This is a genomic window from Natronomonas sp., from assembly GCF_028274965.1.
Taxonomy (GTDB): domain Archaea; phylum Halobacteriota; class Halobacteria; order Halobacteriales; family Haloarculaceae; genus Natronomonas.
On the sequence record NZ_JAQCNO010000037.1, the window covers coordinates 1 to 14,719 of the forward strand.

General features: G+C 68.3%; 15 protein-coding genes. 10 read left to right on the forward strand and 5 right to left on the reverse strand.

The window, feature by feature from the left end; genetic code table 11:
- The 4 genes from Q0916_RS05125 to Q0916_RS05140 all read left to right on the forward strand — a co-directional run.
- Positions 1-1,009: PGF-pre-PGF domain-containing protein (locus tag Q0916_RS05125; RefSeq protein WP_299235274.1), on the forward strand; the 1,009-nt coding region annotated here is incomplete at its 5' end.
- Between the two features lie 82 nt (positions 1,010-1,091).
- Entirely contained in the window at positions 1,092-2,255 is a 1,164-nt protein-coding gene (gene trpB / locus Q0916_RS05130; RefSeq protein ID WP_299235277.1) for a tryptophan synthase subunit beta, read from the forward strand.
- A gap of 97 nt (positions 2,256-2,352) precedes the next feature.
- Positions 2,353-2,955: a hypothetical protein gene (locus Q0916_RS05135; protein ID WP_299235280.1), complete on the forward strand. Its 603-nt coding sequence runs from the start codon at positions 2,353-2,355 to the stop codon at positions 2,953-2,955.
- A gap of 126 nt (positions 2,956-3,081) precedes the next feature.
- Positions 3,082-3,366 (forward strand): hypothetical protein, encoded by a 285-nt coding sequence (locus Q0916_RS05140; protein WP_299235283.1) that lies wholly within the window; start codon positions 3,082-3,084, stop codon positions 3,364-3,366.
- Positions 3,367-3,436: 70 nt separating this feature from the next.
- Here the strand turns inward: Q0916_RS05140 and Q0916_RS05145 are convergent, their stop codons facing one another.
- Complete coding sequence (locus Q0916_RS05145; protein WP_299235286.1) at positions 3,437-5,305, reverse strand: sensor histidine kinase; 1,869 nt, start codon at positions 5,303-5,305, stop codon at positions 3,437-3,439.
- Positions 5,306-5,574: 269 nt separating this feature from the next.
- On the opposite strand from Q0916_RS05145, the gene Q0916_RS05150 reads away from it, so the two are divergent.
- The 4 genes from Q0916_RS05150 (at position 5,575) to Q0916_RS05165 (ending at position 9,682) form a co-directional block, all read left to right on the forward strand.
- Entirely contained in the window at positions 5,575-6,684 is a 1,110-nt protein-coding gene (locus Q0916_RS05150) for a sensor histidine kinase (RefSeq protein ID WP_299235290.1), read from the forward strand.
- Entirely contained in the window at positions 6,681-8,252 is a 1,572-nt protein-coding gene (locus Q0916_RS05155) for a bacterio-opsin activator domain-containing protein (RefSeq protein ID WP_299235293.1), read from the forward strand. The genes Q0916_RS05150 and Q0916_RS05155 overlap by 4 nt, the downstream gene beginning before the upstream one ends.
- A 219-nt stretch (positions 8,253-8,471) precedes the next feature.
- Positions 8,472-8,813, forward strand: a complete 342-nt coding sequence (locus Q0916_RS05160) for an ArsR/SmtB family transcription factor (protein WP_299235296.1) — start codon at positions 8,472-8,474, stop codon at positions 8,811-8,813.
- A 155-nt stretch (positions 8,814-8,968) separates the two neighbouring features.
- The gene (locus Q0916_RS05165) at positions 8,969-9,682 is read left to right on the forward strand and encodes a sensor domain-containing protein (RefSeq protein WP_299235298.1); all 714 of its coding nucleotides are present in this window, start codon (positions 8,969-8,971) and stop codon (positions 9,680-9,682) included.
- Between the two features lie 129 nt (positions 9,683-9,811).
- On the opposite strand, the gene Q0916_RS05170 is transcribed toward Q0916_RS05165, so the two are convergent.
- Positions 9,812-10,420, reverse strand: coding sequence for a hypothetical protein (locus tag Q0916_RS05170; RefSeq protein WP_299235300.1), 609 nt, complete (start codon positions 10,418-10,420; stop codon positions 9,812-9,814).
- 96 nt (positions 10,421-10,516) lie between these two features.
- On the opposite strand from Q0916_RS05170, the gene Q0916_RS05175 reads away from it, so the two are divergent.
- Positions 10,517-10,858, forward strand: a complete 342-nt coding sequence (locus Q0916_RS05175) for a hypothetical protein (protein WP_299235302.1) — start codon at positions 10,517-10,519, stop codon at positions 10,856-10,858.
- Positions 10,859-11,278: 420 nt separating this feature from the next.
- On the opposite strand, the gene Q0916_RS05180 is transcribed toward Q0916_RS05175, so the two are convergent.
- From Q0916_RS05180 to thyA, 3 genes are all read right to left on the reverse strand, one after another.
- Positions 11,279-12,466, reverse strand: coding sequence for a tubulin/FtsZ family protein (locus Q0916_RS05180; RefSeq protein WP_299235304.1), 1,188 nt, complete (start codon positions 12,464-12,466; stop codon positions 11,279-11,281).
- 252 nt (positions 12,467-12,718) lie between these two features.
- Complete coding sequence (locus tag Q0916_RS05185; RefSeq protein ID WP_299235307.1) at positions 12,719-13,207, reverse strand: dihydrofolate reductase; 489 nt, start codon at positions 13,205-13,207, stop codon at positions 12,719-12,721.
- Positions 13,204-14,232, reverse strand: a complete 1,029-nt coding sequence (thyA, locus tag Q0916_RS05190; RefSeq protein WP_299235310.1) for a thymidylate synthase — start codon at positions 14,230-14,232, stop codon at positions 13,204-13,206. The genes Q0916_RS05185 and thyA overlap by 4 nt, the downstream gene beginning before the upstream one ends.
- A 169-nt stretch (positions 14,233-14,401) precedes the next feature.
- Between thyA and Q0916_RS05195 the strand changes: the two genes are divergently transcribed.
- Positions 14,402-14,719: DUF7345 domain-containing protein (locus tag Q0916_RS05195; RefSeq protein WP_422656518.1), on the forward strand; the 318-nt coding region annotated here is incomplete at its 3' end.

Here is a 14,719-nt window from a genome sequence, read left to right on the forward strand (position 1 = left end):
GACGGACTCCGAGCCCCAGCCCGAACCCGAACCCGAGGAGGCGACCGGCGCCGAGATCGTCGACGAGGCGAGCGCCGAGATCGCGTCCGATCCCGAAACCGGGGCCCCGGCCGCGGAGTTCGAAGAGGGATCGACGGTCGAGCGGATCGAGTTGAACGCCGAGGAGGGCTCCGATTCCGGTTCTGACTCCGGCTCCGACTCGGACTCAGGGGGCGACGCCGCGTCGGTTTCGGGATCGGTCACGGTCACGGAACTCGACGACGAGCCGGCGGAGATCGGCCCCTCGCCCGGCGACTCGGTCGCCGTGACCGAGATCAGCGTCCCGGAGGAGGCGACCGATCAGAGCGCAACGCTGCGGATGGACGTCTCGGCCGATCGGCTCGCGGAGATCGACGCCGCCGCCGAGGACCTCCGCGTCAACCGCTTCTCGGCGGGCGAGTGGCAGCAACTCGAAACGGAGGTCGTCGAGCAGACCGACGACGGCGTGACCGTGGCGGCCGAGACGCCGGGCTTTTCGTACTTCTCGGTGAGCGCCGTCGGCGAACCCGAGGCGGCGCTCTCGGTCGCTCCGAGTTCGCCGTCGCCCGGCGCGGAACTGACCCTCGACGGGACGGGTTCGAGCGTCGAACACGGCAACGTGACCGCCTACGAGTGGACGGTGAGCGGCGACGCCCTGTCCTCTGCACTCGATCGGACCGGCGCGACGGCGACGGTCGCCGCGGACAGCCCCGGCGAGTACACGGTCGAACTCACCGTGCGCAACCGCGCCGGCGACACCGACACCGTCTCCGAGACGGTGACCGTCGCGTCGAGCGCGTCGGGCGACGACGGGTCGGCGGGGACGGACGACTCCGCGGCGTCGGATGACTCCGGGCCCTCCGAGGGGTCCGCGGCGTCCGACGACGGCGCGATCCCCGAACCCGCCGATCTGCCCGGCTTCGGCGTCGGCGTCGCGGTCGTCGCGCTCCTTGCGACCGCGTTCTTGATCCGCTACCGGGGTCGGGGCTGATCGGTCCCGACGGGACCCGGGCGGTGTCCTTCTCCCTTCGCCCTTCGGCTGGTTTTTTTACACTGACCCCTCTATGTGGCGTATGGCTTCACCCGGCACCTTCGGCGAGTTCGGCGGACGACACGTTCCGGAACCGCTCGAGGAACCCCTCGAGGAACTGGCGGCGGCGTACGAGGAGGCGATCGCGGACGAGGCGTTCATGTCGGAGTTCCGCGGTCTGCTCGAGCGGTTCGGCGGGCGTCCGACGCCGGTGTTTCATGCCGAGACGCTGAGCGAGCGCTACGGGACCGAGATCTACCTCAAACACGAGGACCTCCTCCACGGGGGCGCCCACAAGCTCAACAACACGCTCGGGCAGGCGCTGTTGGCAAAGCGGGCCGGCAAACAGCGGCTGATCGCCGAGACGGGCGCGGGACAGCACGGGACCGCGACGGCGATGGTCGGCGCGCTCTTGGGGCTCGACACGACGGTGTACATGGGCCGACACGACATGCAGCGCCAGGAGATGAACGTCTTCCGGATGCGGCTGATGGGCGCCGACGTCGAGCCCGTCGATCGCGGCAACGAGGGGCTCAAGGAGGCCGTCGACGCCGCCTTGGAGGACTTCGCGGCGAACGTCGAATCGACGCACTACCTCGTCGGCAGCGTCGTCGGGCCCGATCCGTTCCCGCGGATGGTCCGGGAGTTCCAGTCGGTCATCGGCGAGGAGGCCCGCGAGCAGATCCAGGACCTCCACGGCGCGCTGCCCGACGCCTGCGTCGCCTGCGTCGGCGGCGGATCGAACTCGATCGGCCTCTGGCACGCGTTCAAAGACGACGACGTGATGTTTTACGGGGCCGAGCCGGGCGGGACCGACGACGAGAACCACTCGGCGCCGCTCTCGAAGACCGAACAGGAGGAGCCGCGCGTCTTCCAGGGCATGAAGACGAGGACCATCGGCGAGGACACCGAGAACCACTCCGTCTCCGCCGGACTCGACTACCCGGCCATCGGCCCCGAACACGCCGCCCTCCAGGAGATGGGCCGCGCGGAGTACCACGCGATCACCGACGAGGAGGCGCTTGCGGCGTTCCGCGAGTTGAGCGAGGCCGAGGGGATCGTCCCCGCCTTAGAGCCGGCACACGCCCTCGCGTTGGCCGCCAAACTCGCCGAAGAGGACCGCCACGACACGCTGTTGGTCAACCTCTGTGGCCGCGGTGACAAGGACATGCAGACGGCCGCATCGCACTTCGATCTCTCCGAGTAGTTGGACGGCGGCGACCTCCGCCCCCGCGCCGTCGACGCGAGACGAGACCCGACGGGCGAACGCAAGCTTTTTTTCTCGCGTGAGCCACGCCCCGCGTATGTCCGAGCCCTCCAGACGCGCTCCGGCGTCGAGTGACTACGACATCTCGACGGTGGATCTCACCGACGATCGCTACGAGATCACCCAATCGGTCGTCCGCAACAAGTACGTCGTCCGGGACAGCGCCGGCGCCGTCGTCCTGCGCGGCAAACAGAAACTGTTCAAGATGAAAGAGGAGTTTCCCTTCCTCACCGGCGACGGCGAGGACGCCTTCAGCGTGAAGGCCGGCGGGATCATGGACGTCGCCGGGACCTACACCCTCAGCGACGCCGGGACCGGCGAGGACGTCGTCGTGCTCGACGAGGACCTCTCGTTTTTCCTCGAGAACTGGACGGTCCGGGACCCCGAGACGGGGGAGGCGCTGGCGACGATCCGATCGAAGAGCAAGCTCCTCTCGGCGCTCCGACACGTCGTTTCGGCGGCGAATCTCATCCCGAACAAATACGAGATACTGGACGCCGACGGCGCACACGTCGGCGACATCGAGGGACAGTTCTCGCTGCGGGACACCTACACGGTCGACATCGACGACGCGAGCACGGTGCCCAAGGAGGCCGTCGTCGCCGCCGCGTGCGTCCTCGACGCGCTCGAAAACAAGTGATGCTCCGACGTGAGCCGGGCGTTTTCGGCAGGGCTTTCGGTCGGCGCGGCGGCGCGAATGTCCAGCGACGCACCCTCGGAGAGAACTCCCGGGGCGGACCGTAGCCCCCGGTTTCCGGGTGGCTCGATGACGGTCGACCCGATCGCTGCGGCCGTTGGCGGGGGCATCGCCGTTGTGCTGTTGGCCGGTACGATGATCGCGGTCTCGCTCCGGCACGGGCTCGTCGAACGCACCCTCGTGTTTCCGGTGACGATGCTCTCTACAAACGGGCTTCTGACGCTCTCTGCGGTCCTGGTCGGCGAATACACGCCGGCGCTCCCGGTTCTGCTCGTGGGGACGGTCCTGATCGATGTCGGCTGTACGGTCGCGTACTGTCGACGGCTGCTCGGGCACCCGGCCGGCGGTCGCTAACGGCGCACCCGTCGGTTCGGACGCACTCGTCGATGTCCGAAGCGCCCGGCCGAGCGGACGGCGCCAGGCCTCAGGCCGCCTCGAGATCGGGCAGCCGGATCACCACGGTCGTCCCGTCCTCGGTGTCGAAGGCGAGGTCGCCGCCGAGCGCGTCGACGCCCCACTTCAGTTCCCAGAGCCCGAGCCCACGGCTGTGCCGCAGGGGTGTCTCCTCTTCGGCGCTCAGGGAGGCGAGTTCGGCCTCCGGGATCCCCGGCCCGTCGTCGCTGATCTCGATGACGCACCCGTCCTCGGTCGCCGTCGCCGCGACGGTGACAGTGGAGTCGGCGTAGGCGTACGCGTTCTCCAGCGGGCTCCGAAGCACCGTCGTGAGCACCTCGACGTCGGTCCGTACCGTCGCGTCCTCGGGGATCGACGTCTCGACCGCGACGCCGTCGGCCCCGATTTCGGCTTCGGTCTCGGCTTCGATCCCGTCTCTCACCGCGCGCACCCGCTCGGCGATCCGGACCGGCGTCGGTCGCAACTCCTTTGACATGAGGTGATCGACCCGGCGGGCGCGGGCTCCCACGGCGGCGAGGGTTTCGGTCGCCTCGAGGATGGCCGCTCTGTGCTCTGAGTCCTCGACGGTCTCGGCGTGGCTGTTGATGACGTCGAGTTGGTTCCGGAGGTTGTGCCGGAGCACGCGGTTGAACACCTCGAGTCGGGTGATGAACTGCCGCAGATCGCGGCGCATGCTCGCCATCGAATCGCCGACGCGACCGGGGATGTCGGCCTCCAGCGCCTCGTCGTCGAACGACCGCTCGGAGAGCGCGTCGGCCTGCTCGGTGATCGTCTCGACGTATGCCTTCGTGTTGCTGAACGCCCGCCGGACCTCGCCGACCTCGTCGATGCGGTCGCCGCGGTCGATGTCGGCGTCGAGGTCGCCCTCCGCGATGGCGTTGGCTTGCCGCGCCAGCCGCTGGATCGACCGGATCGGCCCCCGCTCGATGACGACGCCGATGAGCAAAAATCCGACGAGCACCGTTGCGACCAACAGCCACAGGTCGCGGCGGACGCGGTCGGTGACGCTCAGGGCCGTCGATCTGGGGACCTCCTTGACGACCACCCAATCGACCCTGTCGCCGGGGACGGTGTGGTACCCCTTTACCGCCGAGTCGGTGAGCACCGAGCCGCTGATCTCGGCGGTCGGCTCGGCCTCGAGGATCCGGCGTTCGATGGTGGTGTTCGGCTGAGGGCCGTCGTAGCGGGTGATGTCCCGGGACTCGTTTTCGTCGAACAGGACGTAGGCGGTGAATCCGCCGAGGACGAGCGTCTCCGTGCCGGCGATGGTGCTGGTGAATCGCTCGGCGCGGACGCTCGTTCGGTACTCCGCGACGAGGACGTGCTCCCCGCCGGGCAGCGGCGACGCCACCGCGACCAGTGTGCCGTCCTCGTCGGTGTACACCAACGAGAGAATGACGTCGTCCGTGCCGTCGAACGAAAAGCCGGTCGTGGGCTTCCAGTTGATGTCGGTCGCCGCCAGCGGCTCGCCGACGAGTTCCCGATCGGTACTGGCGACGATCGGCTCGGTCGTCCCGTTCGAGTCGTCGGGGGCGCGCTCGACGACCGAGAGCGTCTCCGTTTCGGGCGACAGCGCGTCGCGTTCGGTCACGAGCGTCGATCGCGTCCGCTCCTCGGAAACCGGGGTCAGCCCCTCGTGGCTCGACAGCGTTCGCACCACCTGCTGTTTTCCGTCGATCCACTGGCCCAACGCGCGGGCTTCGAGTTCGGCGTTTCGCTCGACCGACTGGAGTTGGTCCTCCTGGACGCGATCGGAGACCTGGACGGCCGTCACCGTCACCAGCGCCGTGATCAACAGCACGATGACGAGCGAGACGCCGAGCAGTTTCAGGGCGTAGCGCGAGCGGACGGACTTCGGGAGGTACGGTTCGATTCTCATGCCGGATGCCGTGCGGTCTGGACCGCCTTCGACCGTGCTATACGGTACCGACGCGGGGGATTAACCCTTCCTCTTTCGGGGTGTGCCGCGATCCCGACGGCGTCGCGTGGGACCGTCCCCGCCGTGGACCGGAGGGTCTGTATAGCTAGACTCCACTACTAAGTCGCTGTGACGACAGTGGTTCAGTCGTATAATGACGGCACGCTCTCGGGATCCCATCACGCGGGTTGCCTCGAACGGTACACGGGCCTCACACGGACGCGCGGAGCATGAACGGGCCTGACCGGGCAGGCGACGGCCGCGCCGTTGCGATCGATCGGTTTCCGGAGCCGGTCGTCGCGTACGCGATCGACGGCGGAGAGCCGACCGTCGAGGCCGCAAACGAGGCGTTTCGGTCGGCGTTCGGCGTTGCGGCCTCCGAAACCGCGGCGGCGAGCACGCCGGCGGAACTCGGCCTTGAGGCGCCCGACGCGGGGTCGCTCGCAGAGGCGCTCGATCGCACCGAACCGGGGACGGCCTCGGTGGCGATCGGTGACACCGCACACGCGGTGCGGGTAGTGCCGCCGACGGACGACGCCTTCGGGTACGCGTTTTTTGACGGGGCCCCCGAGGACGGACCCGAACGGGACGCGGCGAACCGACCGACTGCCGGCGGGGCGACGGACACGACGCGTGCGGAGGGCGAGGACGCCGACGAGGGGTTCGACGTCGACCGGATCGCGAGCGTGCTCAGTCACGACCTCCGGAACCCCCTCGATGTCGCCAAAGCGCGGCTCCGTGCGGGCCGCGAAACCGGGGCGGAGGAGCACTTCGATCGCGTCGAGAAGGCCCACGGGCGCATGGAGCGGATCATCGAAGATGTCCTGACGCTGTCGCGGGGCGACGAGATCATCACGCCGGAGAGGGCCGTCGAGTTGGACACCGCGGCGAACTCGGCGTGGGAGACCGTCGAAACCGGGACGGCGACCCTGACCATCGCCGAGGCCCTGCCAACGACAGTGGCCGACAGAGACCGCGTCGAGCGGCTGTTCGAGAACCTGTTCCGAAACGCCGTCGAGCACGGCGAGGAGGCCGACGTCACCGTCGGACGGCTCCGGGCCGACCGCGACACGCGCGATGACGGCGGCGACGAAGACGGAGGTGAGAACGGCGACGCAGATGCCGACTGCGGGTTTTATGTTGCCGACGACGGCCCGGGGATCCCGCCGGACGCGGAGTCGGCCGTGTTCGATCCCGGATACAGCTCCCACGAGCACGGGACCGGGCTCGGGCTTTCGATCGTAAGGCGTATTGCGGAATGTCACGGATGGACAGTCGAGGCGACAAACGGCACCGAGGGGGCCCGCTTCGAGTTCCGAGAGATCGACCCGGACGCATGAACGACCAACTCAGACGAGCGCCGATCGGGGTGCTCGAAGCGACGCCCGACGGAACGGTCACCGCGATCAACGAGACGGCCGCGGACCTCTTGGGGGTCGACGCCGCGGCGTCGACGGAGACGCCGATCGACGCCGTCTTTCCGGACTCCGTCGACAACGCGATCCCGGCCGCCTTCGGCGAGGGGGCGTCGGTTCCGGAGGAACGCTCGATCGAGGAGTACTACCCCGAGTTGGACCGGTGGCTTTCGGTTTCGATCGTCCCGACCGACGGGCTCGTGACGGTGTATCTCGCCGACGAGAGCGCCCACCGTGATCGCCGACGGGCGAACGAGCGCCTCGAGGACGAACTCGACCGGCTGACGGTGCTGAACGAGCTTATCGCCGCGGTGCTCGCGGATCTCGTCGAGGCCTCGACGCGCACGGACATCGCCGAGACCGTCTGTGAACATCTCGGCGAAACGGACATCTACGAGTTCGCGTGGTTCGGCGAGCGGCGGGTCGGCGGCGACGAGATCGCCGTCCGCGCGTCGGCCGGCGCGACCGGCCGGACCTTCGATCGCATCGAGGAATGCCTGGGGGCCGACGCCGGAGGTGACCTCCCCGAGCGCCGCGCGATCGAAACCGCGACGCCGCAGGTCTCACAGCCGATCCCGAGCGACCGCTCGGTCCCGAAACCGGTCCGCCGGGGGGCCTTCGCCGACGGCGTCCAGTCGCTTTTGGCGATCCCCCTGACGTACGGCTCGAGCGTCTACGGCGTCATCGGGGTGTACGCCGCCGACAAGGACGGCTTCTCGGAGCGCGAACGGTCGGTCTTCGCGACGGTCGGTTCGATCGCGGGATTTGCCGTGAACGCCGCCCGAAACAGGACGCTTCTGCTCTCGGACGCGGTCGTCGAGGTCACCCTACGGGTGGCCGACGCGGCGGCACCGCTCGTCGCAACAGCGGACGACGTCGGCGGCGAGTTCGTCGTCGAGGGGCTCGTCTCACAGGAGGACGGGGCAGCGCTCGGATTCCTGCGCGTCGAAGGCGTCTCCCCCGATCGCCTCGCCGACGCGGTCGCCGAGGACGAGCCGATCGCCCTATCGCGGGTGATCAACGAAAGCGACGCCGGGGGGCTGTTGGAGATTGAACTCGGTGGGCGGACGTCGCTCGGAACGCTGTTGGCCCACGGGGCGACGGTCCGGTCGGCGAACTTCGACCCCGACCGGGGGCGGATAACCGTCGAGTTGCCGCCAGAAGAGGAGATCAGGCGGATCATCGACGCCGCCTCACGCCGCTTCGACGTCGAGGTGTTGGCCAAACGCGAGGAACAACGGGAGATCCAGACGGTACAGGAGTTCCGGGACACGCTCCGCGATCGGCTGACCGAGCGACAGGAGACCGTTCTGCGGACCGCGTTTCTGGCCGACTACTTCGAGTCCCCCCGCGGCAGCACCGCCGAGGAGGTCGCCGACTCGCTCGGCATCACCGCGCCGACGCTGCTCCATCACCTCCGTGCGAGCCAGCGAAAGCTCCTCGAGGAGTTCTTCGAGACCGCCGAGCCGGAGCCCCCGGGAGTCGGTCGCTGACAGTGCCCTGGATCGCCGGCACCGCGGGTATCCCTACCGTGGATTCTAGATGCTTAGCCACTTGGCCGAGACGGATCTGCGTACTTAGCCACTCCTTACACTGGTCATAGGGTAGTTTGTTCAGGTGAGCAATGACGCTTGAATCGGTCACCCGTCTTCAGTACCGCCGCTCCGAGACCCTCCTGCGATATGCGCCGCCCTCGTGGAGGTGGGCGTAACATGTCGGTGAGTGAACTGCTCCCCGAGACCGTTCCCGGGAACGTCGAACGGGACACGCAGACGGTGGACATCGCCGAGGAGAGCACCGTCTTCGAGGTGCTCGCGAGCGACACCGCCAGGCGGATCGTCGCCGTGCTCGAGGAGACGCCGCGCACGGCCTCGGAGGTCGCGACCGAACTCGGGATCTCCGTACAGAACGTCTGTTATCACCTCGATCGGTTCCAGGAGGTCGGCCTGATCGAGGCGGTCGGGTCGCGATACTCCTCGAAAGGAAAGGAGATGACGGTGTACGCGCTGGTCACGGAGTCGCTCATCGTCCGCTTCGGCGACGACGGCGAGTAGGACCGCGCGTCGGGATCGCGCCGACAGACCGCATTTTTGCGAGCACCACCGCGTTCGAGCCGCTTGTTCGGCACCGGGGCCGGTCGACGGTACAACGCGGTTTTGTGCCTTAACCGTCCTTACGTCCGCGGCGGACGCACGCCGAACCAGCAACGATGACGACACCCACACCGACGCCGACGCCGACGAACCGGACCGCACTCGCTCTCGTTCGACGAGTGTTGGCGGCTCCGGTCCGCGTTCGAACGTATAAGAGCCTGCTGTACCTGCTGCTCACGTTCCCCCTCGGCGTGGCGTATTTCGTCTGGCTCACGACGGGCACCGCGGTCGGACTCGGACTCCTCGTTACCGTGATCGGGCTGCCGATTCTCATAGTGACCCTCTCGGGTGCGGTCGCGGCTGCGGGGATCGAAGCGCGACTCGCGCGGTGGCTGGTCGGCGTCGACGCGTCGGTGCCGGCGTTTCTCCGCGCGTTCGACGCGAGCGAGGGGCTGACGCTTCCCGGAGACGGATTTATCGACGCGATCAGACGGCTGATCACCGCCCCCGCGACGTGGATCGGCGTGGTCCTGTTGGTGACGAAGTTCGTCTCGGGGATCGTTTCCGTCGTCGCGGTCACGACCGCCGTCGCGGTCACGACCGCGCTCCTGGCGGCGCCGTTCGTCTACGACGGATCGATCCCCTTTGCAGCCGGCCCGCCCGCGGGAGCGGGCGAGTACGCGATCGGCTCGTGGACGGTTTCGACCCTTCCGGAGGCGCTTGCGGTCGCCGGCGTGGGGGTGCTCTTTGGCGTGCTCGCGTTGAACGCGCTGAACGCGATGGCGTACGCACAGGCGGCATTCACGAAAACGCTGCTTGAGGCCTCCTGACCGCGATCATCAGCCCACGCGTAGCAGGTCGCCGACCGACCCGCTCCGGGACAACCGGATGGCGGCCCGCGCGGACTCACGACGAACCGACGGCTACCGATCCAGAACCCGGCGGCGACCCCGAGGGCGTCACTCCTCGCGATACTCGACGTCGATGAACGCCATCCCGTGTGAGGAGTAGATATCGACGGAATCGACGAGGTTCTCGCGGACGTGGGCCTTCCACTCGGCGAGGGCCTCGTCGATCCACGCCTCGATCGCCGCGTCCTCGGGGTCGTCGGCGTCCATTTCCTCGTTTGCGAGCGACGACGTCGGACGCTGATCGATCACCTGTCTGCCCTCCGCGACGAACCGGAACGGCCGGATGTGTATCTCCTCGTCGTCGCCGCCGTCGTCCTCGAGATGTTTGAGCGACGGTTCGACGGTGTCGCCGAACGGCGGCGTCAGGCTGAACACCGTCTTGGCCTTCAGGCCGATGTCCTCCTGGCCGTTGTAGGCGACCGCCTGCAGCACGTCCTCCGGGTCTACAACGATCGTATCGACGTCGGTGACCGAATCGGACGCGGGTTCGGCCTCGGACTCCGGTTCGGAGGTAGGCTCGGACTCGGAGTCGGGCTCTGACTCTGGTTCCGGCGCCGACGCCGATCCGGTTTCGGCCTCGGATTCAGCGCCGGCGTCGGCCCGTCCGTCGTCCGTCCCGCGCTCGCCCTCGGTCGTGGCTTCCTTATCACTCGGCATACCGAGCGATAGCGGTTCGACACCTATAAGCCGGCTGGAACCGCCCGACCGCGACGGCGGCCGAAACGGTTTGTCCCTCCGGCGCGTACGGGCGGTATGGAGCAGCCACAACCGGCCGAGAGCTGGCCGGAGCGACCACTCTCGGAGGCCGAGGCTCGCGAACGGTTCGAGGACGCCCGCGCGATATGGGTAATGGACCCCAACAGCGCGGTTCGGTCGACGGCCCTCCCGCCGGACGCTCCGGAGAACCCCGTCGTCGATCTCGTCGCGGAGACGGAGGCGGCCTTCGAGATGTACAGCTACACCGGCGGACGCTGGATGGACTACGGGACCCAGCGGAAAGACGACGCCGAGGCCCCGCCGATGGCGGGCACCCTCGAGAGCTACCGCGTGCTGGCCGGCGCCTCCGAACTCGACGTCGACCCCGACGCCGGGTGAGTGCCGCCGGAGAACCTCTGATGCCGTCGCCGGCCGCACCGACCGGTATGGCGTACGACATCGCGACGAGCGACGAGACCGACAGCGTCGTCACCCAAGAGTACGGCAGCATGCACTTCTTCCGGGATCCCCTCGGCTGTGAGCGCGTAGGCGTTACCCTCCTCGAACTCGCCCCCGGAGCGAAGGGCAAGGCCCACGACCACGCCGAGACGGACCACGAGGAGGTGTATCTCGCCGTGGACGGCGAACTGACGGTGACGATCGACGCCGACGACGGCTCCGAGGAAGACGGCGAGACGGAGGTGGTCCTGCTGTTCGCGGCGGGCGTGAATCGCGTACACGCCCGAAACGCACAGACAGCTCCACAACCGGAGCGACGCCCCGGTGCGTGCGGTTCTGGCCGGCGCGCCGTAGGCCGGCTTAGGCCGGTTCCTCGCCGTCCTCGTCGCCGTACTCGAGTAGCTCTTCGAACTCGTCTTCGCTTTCGTCCTTGCGGGTGGCCGCGGCGGCCTCGCTGTCGGCGGCGAGCGACTGCATCTCCTCGATCCGCGGGACGTCGGTGACGCCGGACAGCGCCACGAGGGCTGCGATCCGGTCTTCACCCGGGAGTGGGTAATCGCCCGCCCGGACCTCCCGGCAGTCCGTTTCGCCCTCAAGCCAGTCTCGGGCCTTGTCGATCCCCTTCCGGCTGAGGTGGTCGGGCGGTCCCGAGACGATCAACAGCGCGCGGCTCGTGCTGTCGATCGCACACGGGAGCGTGAGTTCGCCGAGCGCTGCACGCCGGACCAACGAGACGATCTGGTTCGGGTCGCTGCCGGCCGACTCGAACTCGGGGCTGTCGTCGGACCCGAGGAGTCGGCTGAGCAGGCCGCCGCTGTCGTCGTCGGTCTGGATCGGCTCGGAGGCGTAGCCGATCGTAGTGAGACCGCTCGTCCCGAGGGTGTTGATGATCTCCGAGGAGTCGACGACGCTTTCGGCGACGTTTCCCGAGAGTGCTTCCATCTCGCCGGCCGAAAACAGCGTCCCGAAGCGGGCTGCGATCTCGTCGTTGATCTCAGCGTACCCCTCCGAGAGCGTCTCGCCGCCGGTCCGCGCCGAACCGTTGTCGAACAGCAGCACGCTGTCGGTGGCGTCGACGAACCGCTGAAGCGAGTTCGCGGCGTTGCGGTTGTAGATGCCGCCCTCGTCGCTCGCCGGCAGTATCCCGAGCCCGTAGATCGGCTCGGCGTAGACCTCCGCAAGGCGGTCGGCGATGACCGGCGCGCCCCCGCTTCCGGTGCCGCCGCCGAGACCGGCGATCATGAGAAATGCGTCGAGACTGCTCGCCGGAACCCGACTGATCACGTCGGTGATCTCGTGGATGTCCTCGCGGACACACCGCTGTCCGGTCCCCGGGTCGGTCCCCGTCCCGTGTCCTTCGACGATCGATTGGCCCACCAACAGCCGGTTCTCGCGGGGGACACGATCGAGGCCGTTGAGATCGGATTTCGCGGAGTTGACGGCGACGGCGTGTCCGACGAACCCGGTGTTGCGGGTGTCGTCGTACTCGATCAGGTTATCGAGTATCTTCCCGCCCGCCTGCCCCACGCCGACGATTGCGAGTTTCATTTCGCCCCGGCGAAACGGCGGTTCGTTCTGTCGACGGTGTGCGAGGCCCGTCCGCTGTCGGTTCGGTCACTTCGTTTAGCCCGGCCCGGGACCACGAGAAATCCAGAGGGCATTGTGAGCGTTATATCCGTTCTATCGGTATTCAACCTTCGGGTGGGTACGATCGGCACCGACCGTACCCTCGCCACCGGACACGTTCCAGCGGTCCCGGCGTGAACGCTCGGCGTACCGCTCGACGCTCCCGATCGGGGCCTACCGTCGGTACGTGACGAAGGCGAGATCGCCGACGGTCTCCCGGTCGCGTTCGTCCCACTCGGGGCCGATCTCCGGGAAGTACGTATCGCCGTCCGGGGACGCCGGGATCTCGGTGATCCGGAGCTCGTCGGCCCGCCCGATGAGCTCGTCGTACACCGTTGCGCCGCCGACGACGTAGACGGTCTCGCGGCCGTCCTCGAGGGCGGCGGCGGCGCGATCGAGGCCCGTCTCGACATCGCGGGCGTGGACGGCACCCGACGGCAACCCGAGGGACTCGCGCCGCGAGAGCACGACGCTCGTCCGATCCGGAAGCGGGCCGCCGAGTCGCTCGGCGATCGACTCGTAGGTCCGCCGGCCCATGATCACCGGATGGCCGACCGTGAGCCGCTTGAACCGTTTGAGATCCTCGGGGTAGTGCCACGGCATCTCGCCGTCGGCGCCGATGACGCCGTTTTCCGCCACCGCGGCGACGAGCGAGAGCTTCATTCGGCGACCGAAAACGAGATCCCCGGATCGGGGTCGTAGCCCTCCAGCCGGACGTCGTCGTACTCCAACTCCTCGAGGGGCTTGTCGGCGACGTCGATCCGGGGGCGCTCGCCCGGCTCCCGGGACAGCTGTGTCAGAAGCCCCGGCACGTGGTCGTAGCCCGCCTGCTCGTCGGGCTCCGGCGGCGCCGCGTCCTCGAGCCACGCCCGCACCTCGGCGTACTCCGAGCGGTCCTCGACGGCGGCCAGACGCTCTCTGAGTGAGCCGAGGTTGTCGGCGTAGAACGCGCCGCGCTCGTCGGCCCCGCAGTAGACGTGCGCGTCGACGATCGTGTGCCCGAACGTGCCAACCTCGAAGCCGGTGCGGTTCCCGACGGCGTGGGTCAAAAGCGCGTAGGCCGCGAGATTAAAGGGGATCCCGAGGGCGATGTCGCCCGAGCGCTGCGTGAGATGGACGTTCAGCCGGTCGCCCTGGACGTTGAACACGAACGTGTAGTGACACGGCGGGAGCGTCGACACCGCGGCGTTCGCCGGGTGCCAGGCGTTGATGACGAGCCGCCGGGAGTGCGGTCGCTCCTCGAGCGTATCGAGAACGTAGCCCAGTTGATCGAAGACCTGTCGCGTCCCGCCGTCGGCGGTCCGTTCGGTCGTCGTCCAGCGGTGGCCTGCGCCCGGCCAGCTCTCGCCGGGCAGCCGATCGGCGCCCTCCGGAACCGGGTACCGGCGCCAGAACCGACCGTAGGCGGTGTCGAGACGCCCCTCGTCGTCGGCCCAGGCGTCCCAGATCTTCGTCTTCTCGCGGAGGTTCCGGACGTGCTCCTCGCCGGAGAGATACCACAGGAGTTCGTGGATCAGCGAGTTCCACCGGTAGCCGTCCATCCGTTTCGTCGTCAACAGCGGGAACCCCGAGGCGAGGTCCACCTCGTAGTGGTGGCTGAACGTCGCGAGGGTGTCGACGCCCGTCCGGTTCGGCTTGTAGTGGCCACCGGTGAGCGCCTCCGTGACGAGTTCGTGGTACTGACGCATTCGATACCTACCGATGCGACGCCGGGATTGATATGTCTAACTCTCCGCGACGTCCGGGTGCGCTCCGGGCCCGTGCGCTTCGGTCCCGAAGACGCCACCGGGGGTCGCGGGTGGGCCGCAGTCCGAGACGGGAGTTTTTATACGCCGACGCGTCACAGTCCGCGTACCGATGAGACTGCCGCGCCGGCGACTGGCGGTGCTTTTTTTCGTCGCCCTGTGTCTCTGTTCGGTGGGGCTCGGCACCGTCCCGGTCGGCGGCGCGGATCCCGCGGGAGCGAGCCCACAGCAGGACGCCGACGCCGGCGGACCAATCGCGCAACTCGAGGGGTTCGACGCGGATCGGACGGTGTTCGTCATTACGGTCCGCGAGGACGGACGCGCGGAGTGGCGGTTCGCCTACGAGCGACGACTCGAAAACGAGACCGACGTCGAGGACTTCCGGGCGTACGCCGAGCGGTTCAACACCGAGGAGACCGAGACGTTCCGG

What these genes read in the sequence shown, in the direction of transcription:
- trpB (WP_299235277.1), top strand. Translation starts at nt 1,092, where the DNA reads ATGGCTTCACCCGGCACCTTCGGCGAGTTCGGCGGACGACACGTTCCG.
- Q0916_RS05135 (WP_299235280.1), top strand. Translation starts at nt 2,353, where the DNA reads ATGTCCGAGCCCTCCAGACGCGCTCCGGCGTCGAGTGACTACGACATC.
- Q0916_RS05140 (WP_299235283.1), top strand. Translation starts at nt 3,082, where the DNA reads ATGACGGTCGACCCGATCGCTGCGGCCGTTGGCGGGGGCATCGCCGTT.
- Q0916_RS05145 (WP_299235286.1), bottom strand. Translation starts at nt 5,305, where the DNA reads ATGAGAATCGAACCGTACCTCCCGAAGTCCGTCCGCTCGCGCTACGCC.
- Q0916_RS05150 (WP_299235290.1), top strand. Translation starts at nt 5,575, where the DNA reads ATGAACGGGCCTGACCGGGCAGGCGACGGCCGCGCCGTTGCGATCGAT.
- Q0916_RS05155 (WP_299235293.1), top strand. Translation starts at nt 6,681, where the DNA reads ATGAACGACCAACTCAGACGAGCGCCGATCGGGGTGCTCGAAGCGACG.
- Q0916_RS05160 (WP_299235296.1), top strand. Translation starts at nt 8,472, where the DNA reads ATGTCGGTGAGTGAACTGCTCCCCGAGACCGTTCCCGGGAACGTCGAA.
- Q0916_RS05165 (WP_299235298.1), top strand. Translation starts at nt 8,969, where the DNA reads ATGACGACACCCACACCGACGCCGACGCCGACGAACCGGACCGCACTC.
- Q0916_RS05170 (WP_299235300.1), bottom strand. Translation starts at nt 10,420, where the DNA reads ATGCCGAGTGATAAGGAAGCCACGACCGAGGGCGAGCGCGGGACGGAC.
- Q0916_RS05175 (WP_299235302.1), top strand. Translation starts at nt 10,517, where the DNA reads ATGGAGCAGCCACAACCGGCCGAGAGCTGGCCGGAGCGACCACTCTCG.
- Q0916_RS05180 (WP_299235304.1), bottom strand. Translation starts at nt 12,466, where the DNA reads ATGAAACTCGCAATCGTCGGCGTGGGGCAGGCGGGCGGGAAGATACTC.
- Q0916_RS05185 (WP_299235307.1), bottom strand. Translation starts at nt 13,207, where the DNA reads ATGAAGCTCTCGCTCGTCGCCGCGGTGGCGGAAAACGGCGTCATCGGC.
- thyA (WP_299235310.1), bottom strand. Translation starts at nt 14,232, where the DNA reads ATGCGTCAGTACCACGAACTCGTCACGGAGGCGCTCACCGGTGGCCAC.